The sequence below is a fragment of the Pelomicrobium sp. G1 genome (genome assembly GCF_051905455.1).
Taxonomy (GTDB): domain Bacteria; phylum Pseudomonadota; class Gammaproteobacteria; order Burkholderiales; family UBA6910; genus Pelomicrobium.
On record NZ_JBQACR010000007.1, the window covers coordinates 47,876 to 65,943 of the forward strand.

An 18,068-nucleotide genomic window follows, 5' to 3' on the forward strand; every position below is an offset into this window, starting at 1 on the left:
GGGATCAGCATGCAACCGTTGTCACCCGGGCCCGACGGCCCGCCGCTGCTGGCACCACCCCTTGCGGGCGGTTGTCTCCCTCTGCCACCGGCTCAAGCAGCGTCTCGGCCAGCCGCTCCACCGCATGGAGGAAGGCACCCCCGCGCAAAGCCCCTGTCGCCGAGCCATGGCGGGCAACGGCATGACTCACCGTCGAATCGGTGGGCATCCAGCCGGCCAGGGGCAGCCTCACCCCCAGATGACGGCGCGCCACATCGGCGACATTGCCGTGGATCGCCTGCGCCTGGGCAGCATCAGCGACCTGGCACACCAGGAGCCGGCACGGCGGCGGAGTGCCGCGCCACACGAGGCGTTTGATCAACCCATAGCCCTGGGTGATGGAGCCGGCCTCCGGAGAGATCGTCAGGAGTAATTCCTGGCAGATCGCATCCACCGGCAGCAGCAGGCCGCTCGCGCGAGCGGCCGCATCCACCAGAACGAAATCCGCCCCGACATTCAGGTCCATCAGCCGCTTGAGCAGCCCGTCCCCACCCCAGCAGCCCGGCTTGGATAATTGGGCGAGACCCCGCGCCGCCGGCAGCACGATGCACCCGTGGGGGCTGCGCACTAGTACCTGCCGCAAGGAACGCTCGCCGCAGAGGGCATGAGCCAGATCGAAGCGGGCCTTGGCCTGCAGAAGATCATTCAGGTTGCCAGCGTTTGAGTTGCCGTCGAGTACCACCACCCGCCGTCCCAGCCGAGAAAGGGTCATGGCCAAGTGGGCCACGGTGGTGCTCCGGCCGACCCCGTCGACTCCTGCAGCCACGGCCACGACCCGCGGCCCTTGGGAAGCCAGTAGTTTCCGCAGGCCTGCGGCTTGGTCCCCATAGCACTCAGCCATAGGCCGCTTCCACCGCCGCCCGGCGTGCCGCTCCACAGGCCATGAACGCCGCCAGATCGTCCTCTGCCGGCGCATGGGGGGAACGCAAGGAGAGATCGTCGAACGCATGCTGGATGAGTGCCCGGGCATCGGGCAGATGCAGGTCCTCTGGAACCCGCTGGCCCGTGGCCACGTAGAACACCTTGAGCTTGTGGCGGATCGCCACGTCCAGCCCGGCGCCAGCGGTAATGGCTTCGTCAAGCTTGGTAAGCACGCAGCCTGCGAGCCCATCCCTGTAAGCCAGATAGACGTCCTCCAGGGTGTCCCCGTGGCAGGTCGCGTTGAGCAGCAGCAGCCGGCGCACCGATTGTCCTTGCGAGCGCAGCATGGCCACCTGCTCCGATACCAGGCGATCGCGCTGGCTCATGCCCACCGTGTCGATCAGGATAAGATGCTTGTGCTGCAGGCGTTCGAGCACCGCTGCCAGTTCTTCGGCATCCCGGGCACAGTGCACCTGCACTCCAAGAATCTGCCCGTAGAGCTTGAGCTGGTCGTGGCCGCCGATGCGATAGCTGTCGGTGGTCACGAGCCCGAGGCGCTGGGCACCGTGGCGCACCACGTAGCGAGCCGCCAGCTTTGCGGTGGTAGTGGTCTTGCCCACGCCCGTGGGGCCCATGAGCGCGTACACGCCTCCCCTCTCCAGCACCTCCCCCTCGTCCTTTAGTACGGAGAGGTTGTGCACCAGGGCTGCCCGTACCCATTCCAGCGCCTGGTCGGGCGAGCGCCCGCGGGGTAGCCGCTCCAGGATTTTTTTCCCGAGGCACGGACTGAAGCCGGCGGCGAGCAGCTTGCGCAGCACAGCACCCCGTGTCGGATCCTGCTGGGCAACGCCGCCCCAGGCAAGCCCCGCCAACTGCTCCTCCACCATGCCGCGCAACGTCTTGATCTCCGCCACGAGTGTCTGGATCCATGGGAGCGCAGAAGCCGGAGCCGGCGGCTCGCTCGCTTCGCCGGTATCGCCCCCAATCGCCGGCTTGGACGGCGTCACCAGGGGGGCGATCTCCTCGGAACGCATCGCTACGATCTCGACCCCGCCTTCCACCGTGCGGTTGGACAGGACCACTGCGTCCGGGCCAAGGGTCTCCTTTACTTGGCGCAAGGCCTCGCGCGATGTTTTTGCAACGAAACGGGAAACGTTCATGCTCTACCTCCGATGACGGCCGTGACGCGGATAGACCGCGAGTCGGGAATTTCGGCATGGGATAGCACCTGGAGTTGGGGCAGCGTCTGCCGTAGGAAGCGGGCGAGCAGCGGCCGCAGCGGCGGGGGCGTGAGCAGAACCGGCGGGTGTCCGTTCCGCTCCTGCTGGGCCAGGGCTGCCTTCGCCCCGGCGAGGAGCCGATCGGCGAGGCCCGGCTCGAAGCCGTCTGCGGGCGCCGCACCCTGCACTGCCTGCAGCAACAGACTTTCCAGTTCGGGCTCGAGGGCGATTACCGGCAGCTCAGCCACCGTCCCGAACAAGCCCTGGACGATGGAACGGCCGAGGGAGATCCGCACGAGGGCGGTGAGCTCGGCGCTGTCCTGGGTTCGGGATGCATGCTCGGCCAGCGTCTCCACGATGGTGCGTGCATCCCGGATGTGGAGGCCCTCCTCCAGCAGGTTTTGCAGCACCTTCTGCAACGTGGTGAGGGAAAGCGTCTTCGGCACCAAGTCTTCCACCAGCTTGGGGCTCACGCGGCCCAGGTAATCGAGGAGCTGTTGCACTTCCTGGCGCCCCAGCAATTCTCGCGCGTGGGTGCGCATCACCTGATTGAAGTGGGTGGCGATCACGCTGGCCGCATCCACCACCGTGTAGCCCTGGGCCAGAGCTTGCTCGCGCAAGCTCGCCTCGATCCACGTGGCCGGCAGCCCGAAGGCCGGATCCCGGGCCGCCGTGCCCGGCAACGCCGGCGCGCCCCGGCCCGGGTCGATCGCGAGGTATTGCTCCGGATGGGCTTCGCCCCGCCCCATTTCCACCCCCTTGAGTAAAATGCGGTAGCCCCCCGGCTTTAGCTCCAGGTTGTCACGGATGTGCACCGCCGGCGGCAGAAAACCCACTTCCTGGGCGAATTTCTTGCGCAACGCTTTGATCCGTCGTAGCAGCTCCCCTTGCTGGCCCTGATCCACCAGGGGAATCAGGCGATAGCCCACTTCCAGCCCTAGCGTATCGACCGGGGTGACATCGTCCCAGCTCGCCTCCTGGGTCTCGGGCCCAGGCTCAGAAGGAGCCGAGGCAGCAGGCGACGGACGGGGTCGAGCCAAAGCGTAGGCGAGCGTACCCAGCGCTGCAGCGAGCAGCAGGAATGCCGCATGGGGCATACCGGGCGTGAGCCCCAACACCCCCAGGATCGCGGCGGTGAGAGCGAGAGGTTGGGGGTTGTGGAAAAGCTGACCCTTGACCTGCTGGGTGACGTCCTCGCCAGTGCCAACCCGGGAGACCACCACGCCAGCGGCCGTAGAGATCACCAGTGCCGGGACCTGGGCCACCAGGCCATCACCGATGGTAAGCAGGGTGTAGTTCTGCGCCGCCTGGCTGAAATCCATACCGTGCTGGAAGATCCCCACCACCAGGCCACCCACGACGTTGATCAGCAGGATCAGGATCCCGGCCACTGCATCGCCGCGCACGAACTTGCTGGCCCCATCCATAGCCCCGTAGAAGTCCGCCTCCTGGGCTACGGCGGCCCGCCTGCGGCGCGCCTCCTCCTCGCCGATCAACCCCGCGTTCAGGTCGGCGTCGATCGCCATCTGCTTGCCGGGCATGGCGTCTAAAGTGAAACGCGCCGAAACTTCCGCGATACGCCCAGCGCCCTTGGTGATCACCACGAAATTGATAACCACTAGGATCACGAACACCACGAAGCCCACGGCATAGTTGCTCCCCACGATGAAGTGACCGAAAGCCTCGATCACCCGGCCCGCAGCATCCGGTCCGGTGTGGCCCTCTAGAAGCACCACCCGGGTGGACGCCACGTTGAGCGACAACCGCAGCAGCGTGGTGAGGAGCAACACCGTGGGGAAGACCGCAAAATCGAGGGGTTTGACGGTATTCAGGGCGACCAGCAGCACCATGATGGCGCAGGCGATGTTGAACGTGAACAGCATGTCCAGGACCAGGGGCGGCAGGGGCAAGACCATCATCGCCAGGATGAGGATGATGACCACGGGCGCGGCAACGGTGCTGGAAGCCCGTGCCAACTGGAGGAAAGAAGGCTGTGCGGCAGTGGTCACGGCTTTTACCCGCTCTTCCGCTCAGGATCCTCGGCGTGAGGGTCCATTCCCGGGGGGATCGGCACTTCTCCGAAAGGTGGCAACGCCCGACCGTAGACGCGGGCATGCCGCAGCTGATACACGTAGGCCAGTACCTCAGCTACGGCGGTATAGAGGGCCTCGGGAATCTCCTCGCCCAGCTCCGCATGATAGTACAGGGCACGGGCGAGCGCCGGAGCCGAAAGCACTGGCACTTGATGCGCCTGCGCCACCTCACGGATGCGCGCGGCGAGCAGCCCCGCGCCCTTGGCCACCACCCGCGGCGCCCGCATGCGACCTTCCTGGTAGGCAAGCGCCGCGGCGTAATGGGTGGGGTTCACCACCACCACATCCGCCTTCGGGACTTCCGCCATCATCCGACGGCGCGCCGCCTCCCGCTGGCGAGCGCGCACCTGCGCTTTGATCTGGGGATCCCCTTCGGTCTCCTTGTGCTCGCGCTTTACCTCCTCGCGGCTCATCCGCAACCGGCGACCGTAGTTCCAAAGCTGAAAGGGCACGTCCACCAGGGCCACCAGGGCAATCGCTCCTACCAGGCAGAAAAAGCTGAGAGCGAGCACCGCGGCAAGGCTCGAAAAAGCAGCGCCCGGCCTCTGGAAAGCAAGGCCGACCAGGGTATCGCGCTGGCTCCACAGGGCCCAAGCGCCAGCCCCACCCACCAGCAGCGCTTTGGCCACCGACATCGCGAGCTCCACGAGGCTGCTCAGGGAAAACATGCGGCTCAGACCCTTAACGGGATCCAAGCGGTTCCAATCCGGAGTAAGGGCCTTGGCGCTCAGGATCCAGCCGCGCAGCGCGATGGGCGCCACCAGAGCGCAGACAAGCGCTGCCCCTGCAATGGGCAGCAGTGCCACCAGCGCCTCGACCGTCAAACGGGCAAGGCGCGGCAGCAGCAGGTGTGCGTCGAAGGCGAGCTCCCGTTCCACGGTAAGACCGTGGGCCAGGGTGGCGCCGACGCGAGAGACCAATGAGGCGCCCGCGAGCCACAGCAGTGCGCCTACGCCACCCACCATCGCCAGGCTGGCCAGTTCCCGCGACTGGGGCACCTGCCCTTGGTTGCGGGCCTCCTCGCGGCGCCTTGGCGAGGCCGGTTCTGTACGTTCGAGATCGTTCTCGTCGGCCATGATGTATGCAGTGACGGGGCGAAGCTCGAACGCCCCTGGTGCCGACGATTATGGCGAGAAGGCAAAAACCTCCATACGCAGAATAGGCCTGGGATCGGGCGTCAATTCGGCGATGCGCGGCGCCGGGTAGGACCGCCGTCTTCAGGCGGCGAGGGACATCGGCACGGGGGCGCGGCTGGCAACCAGCCCTTCTCGACCGGCAAGGAGCTGAGACAGATCCAGGATCAGCACCACCTCCCCTTCGCTGGACAGAGTGGCGCCGGCGACCCCTTTGGGCCGGAACGAATCGAGCGACTTGATTACCACGTCATCGCGTCCGGCAAAGCCATTCACCGTAAGCACGAACTGCCGTCCTCCCAAGTGAATGACCACGCCCACCTCGCCCGCGCGGCCTTCTGGCCACTGGAGGAGGTCAGCGAGCGACAGCACCGGCAATACCTCTCCACGTATGACCATGGTGGGGCGGCCCCCCACCCGTTGTACGTCCCCTGGAGCTACCGTCAGGATCTCCTGCACCAGGGATAGGGGCAGGGCAAACGGCTGTCCGCCGAGGCGCACCACCAGTACGGGCAGAATCGCGAGCGTGAGGGGAAGGCGGATGGTAAAGCAGGAGCCCTTGCCGGGCTCGGACTCGATGCTGATTGCACCATTGAGCTTCTCGATGTTGGTCTTCACCACATCCATGCCCACGCCGCGACCCGAGACGTCCGAGGCCTGATCCTTGGTAGAGAAGCCGGGAAGAAAGATCAGGTTCAAGGCCTGGCGTTCATCCAGCGCGTCCGCCTCCTCCGCAGAAATCAGGCCCTTTGCCACTGCCTTGGTGCGGATCACCTCTGGACGCATGCCCCGGCCGTCATCGGAAACGGCAATAAGGATGTGGTCGCCCTCCTGTCGTGCCTCTAACCGGATTTCGCTCTTCGCCGGCTTGCCAAGTCGCACCCGCTCCTCGGGTGGCTCCACCCCGTGGTCCACGGCGTTACGCACTAAGTGTACCAGCGGATCGTTCAGATCCTCGATCATGGTCTTGTCGATCTCTGTATCCTCGCCGCAAAGAATGAGCTCGCACTGTTTGCCGAGCTGGCGCGCCAGGTCCCGGGCAACACGGGGATATTTGCGGAACAGCCGGCCGATGGGCTGCATGCGGGTCTTCATCACCGCGTTCTGCAAATTGCCCACCATCAGATCCAACTGGTTCACCGCCTCGTCGAGCGCCTTCAGGGTGTGCGCATCGACGCGCCCCTTGAGGAGATCATTGCGCAGCGCCGTCAAGCGGTTCTTGGTGAGCCCGATCTCCCCAGACAGGGTAAGCACGTAGTCGAGCCGGTCGGTATCGACCCGGATGCTCGTGTCCTTGGCGGACGGCATCCGTTCGGCGTCGTTGCGCGCTGCTCGGCCGGGCGCCTGCCCATCTGCCGCCTGATCGGGCGCCGCGCCTGTGGGAACTGCGTCCTCGGCCACCGCCTTGTGCAACGCCGCCCAGTCGATGTCTTCACGAGGGCCGGGCAACGGCTCGCGAGGGCGTGAATCGCCTTCGGCAGCGCTCTCCAGTGCCGAGAGCAGTGCCGCCTCCGGCTCGGCCGGCGGCCGGCCCTGGGTCAGCTCGTCGAACATGGCGCGCACCGACGCCGTGGCCCAGAGAATCGCATCCAGCATTTCCGGAGTGAGGGCGAGGGTACCACTGCGCAGCTTATCGAATAGATTTTCAGTGCGGTGGCACAACTCCACCAGCGCCGTCAGGTTCAAAAAACCCGCTCCGCCCTTGATGGTGTGAAAACCGCGGAAGATTTCGTTGAGCAGCCCCCGGTCGTCGGGTCGCCGCTCCAAATCCACCAGCTTCAGATCAACCTCATTGAGGAGTTCGGTTGCCTCCTGCAGGAACTCCTGCAGCATGTCCTCCATGCCAGAGAATCCGCTCATCGCCTCTCTCCCGTTCGTCGTGGTAGACTCAGAATCCCAGGCTCTCCAACAGCTCGTCCACCTGGTCTTGGCTGGTCATCACGTCATCGCGCCCGCCGGGATTGACGACCGGCCCATTGAGCAGGCGATCGGCTCCAAGCGGCGCGGCCGGCTTGATCTCTCCTTGGGAAATATCCAGCAGCAGTTGCACGAGCTGGCTCTCCAGGTTACGCGCCAACTCCACGATGCGTTTGATCACCTGGCCAGTAAGGTCCTGGAAGTCCTGGGCCATCATGATCTCCAACAGTTTTTCCCCCGTGGCGTACGCGTCCACAGTGGCCTCTTTCAGGTACGCGCGGGTCTCGGCCGCGAGCCGCTTGAAGCCCTCCACGTCAAGCCGTCCCTCGTACAGGGCGTCCCAGCGCGTGGCCAAGTCCTCGGCCTGTCTGCCCAGCCGCTCCTGGATAGGTTTGGCCGCTTCGATGGCGTTCAGCACTCTTTCCGCCGCCTGTTCGGTCATGGCAGCAACGTAGTTCAGCCGGTCCCGCGCGTCTGGGATGGTCTGGGCAGCCTGCTCCAGCAGACGGTCGTAGCCCAACTGTCGCAGCGCATCGTGAAACGCCCGCGTGAGCTGCCCCAACCGGCTCATCACCTCCCCCGCCGGACAGGATTGGGCATCATGGGCCGCCGGCTCCTTGCCTTGGGCTACCGGGGCAGAAGCATTGTGCCTGCGCTGCTCGGCCACAGCGTCAAACAGCGCCTCCAGATCCTCGGCGCCCGTGGCGCCTGCGTCGATAGCATTCATGATCAAGCCGCCTGTTCCATTTTCTTAAAAATCTTCTCCAGCTTCTCTCCCAGAGTGGCGGCAGTGAAAGGTTTGACCACGTAGCCACTCGCGCCTGCCTGGGCTGCAGCGATGATATTGTCTTTGGTCGCCTCGGCGGTTACCATGAGGACGGGCAGATCCTTTAGCCGGCTGTCGGCACGCACCTCCTTGAGCAGGGTCAGGCCGTCCATGTTGGGCATATTCCAGTCGGAGATGACGAAACCGAAGCCGCCAGCGCGCAATTTGGCGAGAGCTTCGGCACCGTCTTCGGCCTCCTCCACGTTGTTGAACCCAAGCTCCTTGAGCAGGTTCTTGACGATGCGGCGCATGGTGGAAAAGTCGTCCACCACCAGGAATTTTGTGTTCGGGTCGCTCATCGCCTTTGCTCCAGTTAATGATCGGTCGAGCAGCTCTCAACGGGAGAGATATGGTCGCAAGGTGTCCGCCAACACCGTGGGGTCGAATTTGCTTACGTAAGCGTCTACACCCACGCTTTGCCCCAGGGCCCGGTTGGCCGATGAAGACAGTGACGAGTGCATGATCACCGGGACACCGTCGAAACGCGTGTCGGCCCGCAACTGGCGGGTGAGGGCGTAGCCATCCATTTCTGGCATTTCGGCATCGGTAAGCACGAGCTTTAACTCGCGCTTGAGTGGCACCCCCTGCCGCTCGGCTTGGTCGGCCATGGCTTTCAGGCGGGCATAGGCTTCCGCTCCGTTCCTGGCCTGTTGATAGCGCGCGCCGAGACGTTCGAGCACTTGTACGATCATCCGCCGGGCAGTGCCAGAATCGTCGGCAAAGAAGAGCATCCCTTCCATGGGTGCGGCAAGCGGCGCAAGCTCTGGCACCGTAGGCTCGCCGAGGGCGACTGCCAGCACCTGCTCCACGTCCAGGATAGACACCAACCGCCCGTCGGGAAGCCGAGTAAGAGCGGTGATAAAGTTTCCCTCCACCGCCACGATGTCCTCTGGCTGCTTCACCTGGTCCCAGTCCACCCGCACAATGCGATCGACCGCCTCCACCAGGAATCCTTGGGTATGGCGGCTGAACTCCGTTACCAGCATGGTCGCGCCCTTTGGTGCTCCTACTCTGGGCGCGACGAAGGCGGCTAGGTCGATCACCGGGATGACGTGGCCTCGCAGGGAGATGACTCCCTCTACGCCCCGCGGGGCGTAAGGAGTGGGGGTGATCTTCGGTGCTTTGCTGACTTCCCTCACCTTGAACACGTTGATGCCGAAGATCTCGCCGCTGCCCAGGGTGAAGAGCAATATCTCCATCCGGTTGTAGCCGGCCGATCGCGCACGGTTTATAACCGCGCCAGCGGACGCGGAATCCTGAGAGTGCTGCATCGAGTTCATCGCCACCCCCTCAAGCGTGTGCCTGGAGCGACCGCCGCTTCAGCAGCCGCACCAGTGCCTGCGCCAGCAGGCGCGGCTCAAACTTGAACACGTAGTCGTCAGCGCCCATCGAGCTACCCAATTGCCGATTAGAGCTACCCGATAGAGATGAATGCATGATCACCGGGATGCCGGCGAAACGTGGATCGCTTTTGATCTTTCGGGTGAGGATGAATCCGTCCATCTCCGGCATCTCGATATCGGTGACCACCGCGTGCAGTGTGTCGGCAAGCCTCTGCCCCGTCGCCTCGGCGGCTTCGGCGAGCCGGTTCAGCTCTTCCCATGCCTTGCGCCCGTTCACCGCGCCAAGTCCTCGCACGCCCATGGTATCCAGCGTGCGTTCGATCTGCCTGCGCGCAACCGAGGAATCGTCGGCGAAAAGCACGGTGCAACCGGACAAATCCACCGGCTCGATACCCTGATACAAGTGTCCCTCGTCGTAGCGGGTGGTTTCGGACAGAATGCGCTCCACGTCCAGCATCATTACCAGCCGTCCGCCGCCGAGCTCGATCACCGCGGTCACCAGCCCTCCGTGACGGGAAATAAGCATTTCCGGCGGCGCCTTCACGGCGCCCCAGTCCAGACGCAGAATGCGATCCACCCCCTCCACCAAGAATCCCTGCACGTGGGCGTTATACTCCGTCACCACCAGGATCCGAGGAGGCATCTCGTGGACGATGCCGGCGAAATGGGCGAGATCGATCACCGGAACGAGCTGTCCCCGCTGGCTCACCATGCCCTCAATCCCCTCGGGCATCTCGGGGGCGCGGGTGATCTGCGGTGCCCGCATCACCTCCCGCACTTTGAACACGTTGATGCCAAAGGTTTCCCGCCGGCCGGTGGCGACGTCCTGCCCCAGCGTGAACAGCAGAATCTCCAGCTGATTGGTACCCGCCAGGCGAGTGCGGGCATCAACGCTTCGCAGCAGCTCCGACACGGCTCCCTCCCCAACGCCTCAGGCCGCAGCGATGCGGAAACGGGAAACCAAGGACTTCAGCGTCGCTGCCAGATTCTCCAGGTGCTGGGCAGCCTCGGAGGTTTCGCGTACCGCGGCGCTGTTCTGCTCCGCCATCTGAGCGATGCTCTCCACGTTGCGCGCGATGTCGTTGCTTGCCGCGGTCTGTTCCTTGACCGAGGTAGTGATGTCGTTCACCCCCTGGCTCGCTCGCTCCACCGCCTGGTTGGCCTCAGCGAGCAACGCCACCACCCGCTCCACGTGTTCCTGGCTGGAGGCGAGAGAGGCCAAACCCTGGGCAATACTCTTCTCCACGTGCGCTGACTGCTCGCCCAAAATCTGGGTGACGCCATCGATCTCGTTTGCCGCCTGTCCGGATTTTTCCGCCAGCTTTCTCACTTCGTCGGCCACCACGGCAAAACCCCTTCCTTGCTCGCCTGCCCTGGCCGCCTCGATGGCAGCGTTGAGCGCCAGAAGATTAGTCTGTTCCGCGATATCTTTCACCTGCTTTGTCATGCCGGTGATGGCCTGGGTGCTGCGCACGAACTGTTCGACAGCCGCGGCAATGGCTTTGACCGCCGCTTCCACGCGACTAACTTCGCCCAGGAGCTGGCTCAGCCCTTCGTTGCTCTTGCGGGTTCGCTCCAGACCGTCACGGGACATCTGGTGCACTTCCTCGGCGCTTTGCGCCACTGCCGAGATGCTCACGGTGATCTGCTCGACCGCCGCGGCGGTGGCGGAAGCGGCCTCACTCTGGTTCTGCGAGCCGCTCGCTACCTGGGACGAGGAGACTGAGAGCTGGGTCGCGGCGCTGGAAACCTGCTCGGAGCTTGCGTGCACCTGTTGCACGATTTCGTGCAGGTTATCCATGAAGCGGTTGAAATCCTGAGCGAGCCGCCCGATCTCGTCCTTGCGCCCCGCAGGCATACGCCTGGTAAGGTCCCCGTGGCCATCGGCGAGCTCGGCCATCACCTGGCTGATGGCGCGCACCGGCCGCACGATACCCATGGGCAAGAAAACCGTCACCAGCACGCAGACCACCAGGCCTGCGATCGCTGTTGCGATGAGCGCATGGCGCGCGGAATGGTAAGCCTCCCGAGCTTGCTGGCGGTGGTTTGCCACTGTAGCTTCAAGCCGGCCTTCCTCGTCGTCCAGCACTTTGCGCATCTCATCGAATTCTGCGGTTCCCTTGTACACCGAAGTAGTCATCGCCGCGAAGCGGTTAGCATAATCAGCCTTGCGTACCATCTCCAGGGTGGCCATGGACGTCTTGTTCCACGCCTCCAGCAACGCTTCGAACTTTTGCTGTGCCTGGTTGGCCTTTTCGTCACCGATCAGTTTGGTGTATTGCTGCACCCGGTCCCGGGCTTGGGCTATGTTGTCGCGGTAATCTTTTTCGAACTTAGCGAAAAATTCGCTGTCGGTTTCCACCGACAGCAAGCTGCGCTCTGCCACCAACGCTTGCTGCAGATCCCGGTCCGCCTGCACTAGCTTATCCAGGGCGACGATATACACCTCGGACAGATCCTTGACCTTGCCGTTGAGCAGCGCAAGCCGTGTGACGCCCACGGCGCTCAAGGCCGCCAGCATAACAATGATCAGCGCTAGTGGTACGAACAATTTCATACGCAGCGGTGCATCGTTGATCCATTTCATCAGCTTCCCCCCTTCTGTCTTGACCGTGCTTGGCCTTCCAATTACATGATCTGTTTATCGGCCGCCGGAGTCGTTTCTTTAGGCCCAGCTTCCGCCCCTCCGCCCTTTTCCGGCAATAGCTGGGCTGCGGCCTCTCCCTGGCCCACTCCGATCGCAGCCCGCTCCTCGAGCAGCGAGATTTCGGTCTTTTTGTTCAGGACAACGATGCTGATGCGCCGATTGGCCGGATTCGACGGGTCAGACTTATCCAGGGGGATCGAATCGGCCACGCCCACCACTCGGAATACCTTGTCATCGCGCATGCCACCGGCGATGAGCTCGCGGCGCGAGGCGTTGGCCCGGTCGGCGGAAAGTTCCCAGTTGCTGTAGCCGCGCTCGCCTAGCGCGTAAGGCTTGTTGTCGGTATGCCCGGAGATACTCACCCGATTGTCTACTTCGTTTAAGACTCGACCGATTTCGTGCAGGATCTCACGGGTGTATGGTTTCAGCCGTGCGCTGCCGAGGTCGAACATGGGGCGGTTGTGCTCGTCCACGATATGTATACGCAGGCCTTCGTCCGTGAGATCGAGACGGATCTGGCTTCGGAATTGTTTGAGCAGCGAGCTCGCCTCGATAGCCCGCTCGATTTTTGCCTTAAGGGCCTTTAACCGCTCCAGCTCGGCGCGCGCCAGCTCGGCCTCGGCGGCCTGGAGGTTGATGATTCGCTTCTCGCTGGGGAGATCTCCTCGCTTGACCTGTCCCACAGAACGGGTGAGATCCTGGCCTCCTCCCTTGATCACGCTGGAGCTGTCGCCGCTGCCGGATCCTCCCATGAGCGCCACTTTTAGCGGCGTTCGGAAGTACTCAGCGATGCCCTCAAGATCGCCTTTGGTCGTGGAGCCGAGCAGCCACATTAGCAAAAAAAACGCCATCATGGCGGTGACGAAATCCGCATATGCGATCTTCCACTGACCGCCGTGATGGCCATGCACCACCCTCTTCGGGCGTTTGATGATGAAGGTCCGCTCCGCTTCTCCCGCCATGGGACCGCCTTTCTCAGCGCGTTTTGACCTGTTTGACGTGCTCTTCCAGCTCGTAGAACGACGGCCGCTCCGTCGAGTAGAGGACCTTGCGCCCGAACTCCACCGCCAGCGCCGGCGCGTACCCGTTCAGGCTGGCGAGCAACGTCACCTTGACGCACTGCAGGAGCTTGCTGGATTCCTGGGCCCGCTGCTCCAACACGCCGGCCAGAGGCCCGACGAAGCCATAAGCGAGCAAGACGCCGAGGAAGGTGCCGACCAGCGCCTTGGCGATCAGCACCCCGAGCTCCGAAGGCGGTAGCCCCACTGAACCCATGGTGTGCACCACGCCCATCACCGCCGCGACGATGCCGAATGCCGGCAAGCCGTCTGCGACCCTCTGCACGGCGCGCGGTGGGATCTCGCCCTCGTGGTGGTGGGTCTCGATCTCGCTGTCCATAAGGCTTTCCAGCTCCACGGCATTCAGATTGCCGCCCACCATCAGCCGCAGGTAGTCAGAGAGAAACTCCAGCACATGCTGATCGGCGAGGATCTTGGGATACTTGGCGAATAGCGCACTCTGCCTCGGGTTGTCGACGTCGTTCTCGATGGACATCAACCCTTCTTTGCGCACTTTGGCCAGCACTTCGTACAACAAGCCCATGAGCTCCATGTACACCGCCTTGTCGTACTTCGCCCCCTTGAGCGCCTCGGGCAGCGCCTTGAGCGTTGCTTTGATCACCTTGCCCGAGTTGCCCACGACAAAGGCACCCAGCGCCGCCCCACCGATGATGAGCAGCTCGATCGGCTGAAACATGGCGCCCAGGTGGCCGCCTGCCAGGGCGTAGCCTCCGAAGACCGATGCCATTACTACGATGTAGCCGAGGATCACCAGCATGGGTTTTTCCAATGGCGGCCGATCGGCCGCGCGCAGGGGTTTGGTTTTAGCGCAATCGCAGCGTAGCAAGAGAAGGCTGATGGCGATCAGGAAAATAGCGACCGGTTACCGGTCTTTTTTTTCCGCCAAACTTTGCTCCCCGCCGGGACAATCAGCCAGGAACGAGCAGGGTCAAAGGTGGTTTAAGGGATTCAGGCCGCCGCAGCCTCGGCTGCGCGACGGGTCTTGCCGGCTCTGGACGGAACAAAACACAGCCCGCACACATAGCGGTCATAGAGCTCGTGGGTATGGACCACGAAATGGCCGCCGCAGCGCTTGCACGGGGTGGTGGTGAGCAAATCCGCAAGCATGAAGCGCACCAGGGTCCAGGCCCGGGTGAGAGATAGCTCCCGGGTAAGCCCGTAGGCTTGTACGTGCTCCAGATACAGACGGTAGGCCGTCATGATGGCCCGAATGCCCTCGAGGTGGGCGTTGTGCACCAGATAACGGTAGATATTGGCGAACAGGGAAGCGTGGACGTTGGGTAGCCAGGCCATGAACCAATCGGTAGAATAGGGCAGCATACCCTTTGGCGGGGAAGTGCCCGTCACTTCCTTGTAAAGCTTGAGCAGCCGCTCGCGGCTTAAGCAGGTTTCCGCCTCCAGAAGCTGCATGCGCGCGCCGAGACGGATCAGCTCCACCGCCAGTTGCACCTCGGCCGCGTCGGATACGATGCTCTTGCCTTTCATCGCTTTTCACTCCAAGCTCAGGCAGTCACCGTCGGCGCCGGTTGGCCGGAAAGCAGGATTGCGGCATGGGAAGCCCCCAGCATGCGGTCCCTGGTGTAGCTGGAAAGCATATCGAGAATCAGGCTGTCGTCGAAGCGGAAACGGCACAGCAACAGGTTAGAGCCTGCCATCTTGCTGATTTGTCCAGGCGTTAGCGCGGCGAGGATATCGGCCATCTCCTCGCCGATGCCCAGACGCAACAAAGCCGCTGCCCGATCTTGCCGGACCATCTGCTGGGCAAGCAGCAAATAAGCAAGGTTGAGCTCGCGAATCTCCTCTATCCATCGATTCTGGTCCATGGTTTGCCTCCCTTCATGTGGTCATTTTCAGCCCGCACGGGCGGACCGACGGCCACACTTTGCGAAAAAACCCGCAATGGGCCAATCGGAAGGCGACGGTATCTCGCGTACGAATCGTGCCGGCACAACGGATAGGAATTTTTCTGACAAACGCAGGACGCGCGCGTCCCACGCTTCGCGCTGGCGGCGCAAGCAAGGCCATGATCACGCGTCGGATCCGACGATTTTCGGCGGCCGCGTCCACCGGGTTTACGGCGAAAGATCGATAATCTTTAGCGCAAGACCCAGGCTTCGCGGGTACAGGCCTGGCGGGCCGCAGCGATCTTGACCCATGCCTCAACTCGAGACCGCTGCCAACCGGCCGTAGCCCCTCTTCCTGGCATCAAGCTCGTCAAGGCCGGGAACGCAGACCCACGAAAGCTGCCCCCACGGTCAGGGGCGAGCCCAAGAAGCGTCGCTTTTCGCACCGTCCGGATCTCGACATTTCCTGTCTCCGTTTTCGTCAGCCACCGTGCCCCTGCATGCTCTCGTCTGTCGTTCCAAGCCCGAACGCAGTCTCCTTCACCCATCGGTTAGGTCGCCCCGTGTCGGCATTAGCAGGTTGTCTCGATCGAAGAGCGCATTCCGACCGAGCATCCGCTGCGGGCGATCAAGCGCCAAGCCGATGCAGCCCTCGCCTCGATGAGCGCGGCCTTTGACGCGATGTAGGCCGAGGGGGGAGGCCCTCGATCGCGCCCGAGCGGCTGCTTGCAGGCAAGCCTGCTGATTGCGCTCTCCTCGGTCCGATCCGAGCGGCTCTTCTGCGGGAGGCTCGACTACAATGGGCTGTTTCGCTGGTTTCCCGACATGGAGCTCGAGACACGAGCCTTCGACCCTTCGGCCTTCTCCTTAAACCGCGCGCGCTTATGAGCACTTCACCGTGGACGGCAAGATGATCGAGGCCTGGGACTCGTGCAAGAACTTCAAAAGAAAGGAGGGCACGCCGCCCCGGGACGGGGACGACGGCAGTGGCATGGTCGACTTCCGCGGCGAGCGACGCAGCAACTCGACCCACGAATCCACGACCGATCCCGAGGCCAAGCTCATGCGGAAGGGCAGCGGCCAGCCGGCGAAACTGGCCGACGGGGCGCACGCGCTCATGGAAAACCGCCACGGGCTGCTTGTGAACATCGCGATTACCGAGGCAACCCTCGCCGAACCCCAAGCGGGAACAGCGCTGGTGGACCGACGGCGCCAGGCCCGAAGCCGCCTGCGCACGCTCGGCGCCGACAAGGGCTATCACACCAAGGCGTTCGTGAAGCGGCTGCGCGGCCGAGGCATTGCCCCGCACGTCGCCCGCATCGTGGGCCGCGCCACCCCGGGCCTCGATGCTCGCACTACCCGGCACAGCGGTTACGCCATCGGTCAGCGCAAACGCATCGAGGAGATCTTCGGCTGGATAAAGCCCATCGGGGGATGGCGAAAGACCCGCTTCATCGGGCAGGCCAAGACCCGGATGGCCGCCTACCTGGTCGGGGCAGCCTACCACCTGCTGAGAATGGCGCGATTGCATACGGCCGCGACGGGATGAGTCCGCCCGAAAAGCCAAAAAGGTAACGGGATTACCATGAAGGAACAAAACAACGCCCCTGCCGGCACCGATCCGGCAGTCCGGGACGCGTCGAGAGACACGCGACTTGATGTTACGGGCATTTATCAACACCCTGTTAGGCTTTACCGATCGAGCAAAGAACGAGTGGCGCGATTTGTGCTTTCTCCGCGTAAGCGGTTTCCTCGAAGCATGTTCACCCGTCTGCCCAGAGGTTAAATCGCAGCGGTGGGCAAGACCCCAGACTTCAATAGGAGGCGGTATGGGTGGTGTCCGAAGGTGGATGACCTTGAGTGGCCTGTGCTTCGCTTTCCTTTTCCCTCATCTGTCCCTGGCTACGGGGCAACCTCCCGTATTCATCGGCCTGGACGCGGAATTCGGCCACAGGACCAGCACCTCCGCCCAGGCCATCCAGCAGGGCATCGAGATCGCCATCGAGGAGATCAACGCGGCGGGCGGCGTCCTCGGCGGCCGGCCATTGAAGCTGCTGGTACGGGACAACCGCTCCATCCCGGCCCGTGCCCGCGCCAATCTCCTGGACCTCCTGAAGGTGCCGGACCTGGTCGCCGTGTTCTGCGGCAAGTTCAGCCCGACGGTCCTGGAGGTGCTACCCTTGATCCACGAACACAAGCTCATCGTGCTAAATCCCTGGGCGGCCGCCGACAAAATCATCGACAACGGCTATGACCCCAACTACGTGTTCCGCCTCTCCCTTCGGGACCGCTGGGCGATCGCCAGCCTCCTCGGGCATGCCGAGAACCGCGGCTTCCGGCGCGTAGGTTTCCTCCTTCCCAACACGAGTTGGGGCAGGAGCAACCAGGGCGCCATCGAGACCTATCTTTCCGAAAGCGCTCGCATTCACAGCGTCGGCATCCATTGGTTCAACTGGGACGAAAAGCCCCTCGCGCCCAAGTACCGGAGTCTGGCACAGGCGGGCGCCGAGGCGATCGTGCTCGTTGCCAACGAAGGCGAAGGCGCCCAGTTGATCAAGGAAGTCGCCCAACTTCCCAAGACGGAGCAGCGCCCCATTCTGGCCCACTGGGGCGTGACCGGCGGCGATCTTGCCGCGCTGGCCGGGGAGGCCCTGCATCGGGTGGACTTTTCCGTCGTTCAGACCTTTTCCTTGGTCGGCAACCGCAGCCCCCGGGCGACGCGCGTCCTCGCTGCCCTGGAGAGCCGCTACGGGCTGCGCAGCCCCGAGAGCGTTCTGTCTCCCGTGGGGCTCGCCCATGCCTACGACCTTACCCACATCCTCGCCCGCGCCATCGATCTTGCCGGATCCACCGACCGCCCAAAGGTGCGGGCGGCGCTGGAGGCGGTGCGCGACTACGACGGCCTCATCAAGCGCTATGCCCAGCCCTTCTCCCCCGTCCGTCACGAAGCGCTCGAACCCAGGGACCTGTTCATCGCCCGGTACCGGGAAGACGGAGCGCTTGCGCCCCTTGAGCAGGACGCGAAATGAGCGTCTGGACATCGCGATCCTGGTTACCTCTTGCTTC

15 protein-coding genes and 1 pseudogene are annotated in these 18,068 nt (G+C 63.6%); 2 read left to right on the forward strand and 14 right to left on the reverse strand.

All coding sequences use genetic code 11. The annotated features are described in order from the left end of the window. Nucleotides 1-4: 4 nt before the first annotated feature. The 14 genes from ACTFO6_RS08420 to flhD form a co-directional block, all read right to left on the reverse strand. Complete coding sequence (locus tag ACTFO6_RS08420; RefSeq protein ID WP_439934009.1) at nucleotides 5-880, reverse strand: nucleotide-binding protein; 876 nt, start codon at nucleotides 878-880, stop codon at nucleotides 5-7. Next, the gene (flhF, locus tag ACTFO6_RS08425) at nucleotides 873-2,060 is read right to left on the reverse strand and encodes a flagellar biosynthesis protein FlhF (protein ID WP_439934010.1); all 1,188 of its coding nucleotides are present in this window, start codon (nucleotides 2,058-2,060) and stop codon (nucleotides 873-875) included. The genes ACTFO6_RS08420 and flhF overlap by 8 nt, the downstream gene beginning before the upstream one ends. Then, nucleotides 2,057-4,129, reverse strand: a complete 2,073-nt coding sequence (gene flhA / locus ACTFO6_RS08430; RefSeq protein ID WP_439934011.1) for a flagellar biosynthesis protein FlhA — start codon at nucleotides 4,127-4,129, stop codon at nucleotides 2,057-2,059. Before flhA ends, flhF begins: the two co-directional genes overlap by 4 nt. A 5-nt stretch (nucleotides 4,130-4,134) precedes the next feature. After that, the gene (gene flhB, locus ACTFO6_RS08435) at nucleotides 4,135-5,289 is read right to left on the reverse strand and encodes a flagellar biosynthesis protein FlhB (protein WP_439934012.1); all 1,155 of its coding nucleotides are present in this window, start codon (nucleotides 5,287-5,289) and stop codon (nucleotides 4,135-4,137) included. A gap of 141 nt (nucleotides 5,290-5,430) precedes the next feature. Next, nucleotides 5,431-7,188: a chemotaxis protein CheA gene (locus tag ACTFO6_RS08440; protein ID WP_439934013.1), complete on the reverse strand. Its 1,758-nt coding sequence runs from the start codon at nucleotides 7,186-7,188 to the stop codon at nucleotides 5,431-5,433. 46 nt (nucleotides 7,189-7,234) lie between these two features. After that, nucleotides 7,235-7,990 (reverse strand): protein phosphatase CheZ, encoded by a 756-nt coding sequence (gene cheZ, locus ACTFO6_RS08445; protein ID WP_439934014.1) that lies wholly within the window; start codon nucleotides 7,988-7,990, stop codon nucleotides 7,235-7,237. A 2-nt stretch (nucleotides 7,991-7,992) separates the two neighbouring features. Then, nucleotides 7,993-8,388 (reverse strand): chemotaxis response regulator CheY, encoded by a 396-nt coding sequence (gene cheY / locus ACTFO6_RS08450; protein ID WP_439934015.1) that lies wholly within the window; start codon nucleotides 8,386-8,388, stop codon nucleotides 7,993-7,995. A gap of 36 nt (nucleotides 8,389-8,424) precedes the next feature. Next, nucleotides 8,425-9,360, reverse strand: a complete 936-nt coding sequence (locus ACTFO6_RS08455) for a chemotaxis protein (RefSeq protein ID WP_439934122.1) — start codon at nucleotides 9,358-9,360, stop codon at nucleotides 8,425-8,427. Between the two features lie 19 nt (nucleotides 9,361-9,379). Then, on the reverse strand, nucleotides 9,380-10,345 hold the full coding sequence (locus ACTFO6_RS08460; RefSeq protein ID WP_439934016.1) for a chemotaxis protein: 966 nt from the start codon (nucleotides 10,343-10,345) through the stop codon (nucleotides 9,380-9,382). An 18-nt stretch (nucleotides 10,346-10,363) separates the two neighbouring features. Beyond that, nucleotides 10,364-12,019, reverse strand: coding sequence for a methyl-accepting chemotaxis protein (locus ACTFO6_RS08465; protein ID WP_439934017.1), 1,656 nt, complete (start codon nucleotides 12,017-12,019; stop codon nucleotides 10,364-10,366). Nucleotides 12,020-12,060: 41 nt separating this feature from the next. Continuing rightward, the gene (gene motB, locus ACTFO6_RS08470; protein WP_439934018.1) at nucleotides 12,061-13,041 is read right to left on the reverse strand and encodes a flagellar motor protein MotB; all 981 of its coding nucleotides are present in this window, start codon (nucleotides 13,039-13,041) and stop codon (nucleotides 12,061-12,063) included. Nucleotides 13,042-13,054: 13 nt separating this feature from the next. Further along, the gene (motA, locus tag ACTFO6_RS08475; RefSeq protein WP_439934019.1) at nucleotides 13,055-13,915 is read right to left on the reverse strand and encodes a flagellar motor stator protein MotA; all 861 of its coding nucleotides are present in this window, start codon (nucleotides 13,913-13,915) and stop codon (nucleotides 13,055-13,057) included. A gap of 191 nt (nucleotides 13,916-14,106) precedes the next feature. Next, nucleotides 14,107-14,643: a flagellar transcriptional regulator FlhC gene (flhC, locus tag ACTFO6_RS08480; RefSeq protein WP_439934020.1), complete on the reverse strand. Its 537-nt coding sequence runs from the start codon at nucleotides 14,641-14,643 to the stop codon at nucleotides 14,107-14,109. 17 nt (nucleotides 14,644-14,660) lie between these two features. Then, on the reverse strand, nucleotides 14,661-14,981 hold the full coding sequence (flhD, locus tag ACTFO6_RS08485) for a flagellar transcriptional regulator FlhD (RefSeq protein ID WP_439934021.1): 321 nt from the start codon (nucleotides 14,979-14,981) through the stop codon (nucleotides 14,661-14,663). Between the two features lie 609 nt (nucleotides 14,982-15,590). Here flhD and ACTFO6_RS08490 point away from each other — a divergent pair. Both ACTFO6_RS08490 and ACTFO6_RS08495 read left to right on the forward strand, forming a co-directional pair. Beyond that, nucleotides 15,591-16,551 (forward strand): annotated as a pseudogene (locus ACTFO6_RS08490) (transposase). Between the two features lie 301 nt (nucleotides 16,552-16,852). After that, a complete protein-coding gene (locus tag ACTFO6_RS08495; RefSeq protein ID WP_439934022.1) occupies nucleotides 16,853-18,031 on the forward strand; it encodes an ABC transporter substrate-binding protein in 1,179 nt (392 codons plus the stop codon). Nucleotides 18,032-18,068 lie beyond the last annotated feature (37 nt).

Excerpts from the sequence above, each read along its gene's own strand:
- ACTFO6_RS08420 (WP_439934009.1), bottom strand. The coding sequence starts at position 880 with ATGGCTGAGTGCTATGGGGACCAAGCCGCAGGCCTGCGGAAACTACTG.
- flhF (WP_439934010.1), bottom strand. The coding sequence starts at position 2,060 with ATGAACGTTTCCCGTTTCGTTGCAAAAACATCGCGCGAGGCCTTGCGC.
- flhB (WP_439934012.1), bottom strand. The coding sequence starts at position 5,289 with ATGGCCGACGAGAACGATCTCGAACGTACAGAACCGGCCTCGCCAAGG.
- ACTFO6_RS08440 (WP_439934013.1), bottom strand. The coding sequence starts at position 7,188 with ATGGAGGACATGCTGCAGGAGTTCCTGCAGGAGGCAACCGAACTCCTC.
- cheZ (WP_439934014.1), bottom strand. The coding sequence starts at position 7,990 with ATGAATGCTATCGACGCAGGCGCCACGGGCGCCGAGGATCTGGAGGCG.
- cheY (WP_439934015.1), bottom strand. The coding sequence starts at position 8,388 with ATGAGCGACCCGAACACAAAATTCCTGGTGGTGGACGACTTTTCCACC.
- ACTFO6_RS08455 (WP_439934122.1), bottom strand. The coding sequence starts at position 9,360 with ATGCAGCACTCTCAGGATTCCGCGTCCGCTGGCGCGGTTATAAACCGT.
- ACTFO6_RS08465 (WP_439934017.1), bottom strand. The coding sequence starts at position 12,019 with ATGAAATGGATCAACGATGCACCGCTGCGTATGAAATTGTTCGTACCA.
- motB (WP_439934018.1), bottom strand. The coding sequence starts at position 13,041 with ATGGCGGGAGAAGCGGAGCGGACCTTCATCATCAAACGCCCGAAGAGG.
- motA (WP_439934019.1), bottom strand. The coding sequence starts at position 13,915 with ATGCTGGTGATCCTCGGCTACATCGTAGTAATGGCATCGGTCTTCGGA.
- flhC (WP_439934020.1), bottom strand. The coding sequence starts at position 14,643 with ATGAAAGGCAAGAGCATCGTATCCGACGCGGCCGAGGTGCAACTGGCG.
- flhD (WP_439934021.1), bottom strand. The coding sequence starts at position 14,981 with ATGGACCAGAATCGATGGATAGAGGAGATTCGCGAGCTCAACCTTGCT.
- ACTFO6_RS08495 (WP_439934022.1), top strand. The coding sequence starts at position 16,853 with ATGACCTTGAGTGGCCTGTGCTTCGCTTTCCTTTTCCCTCATCTGTCC.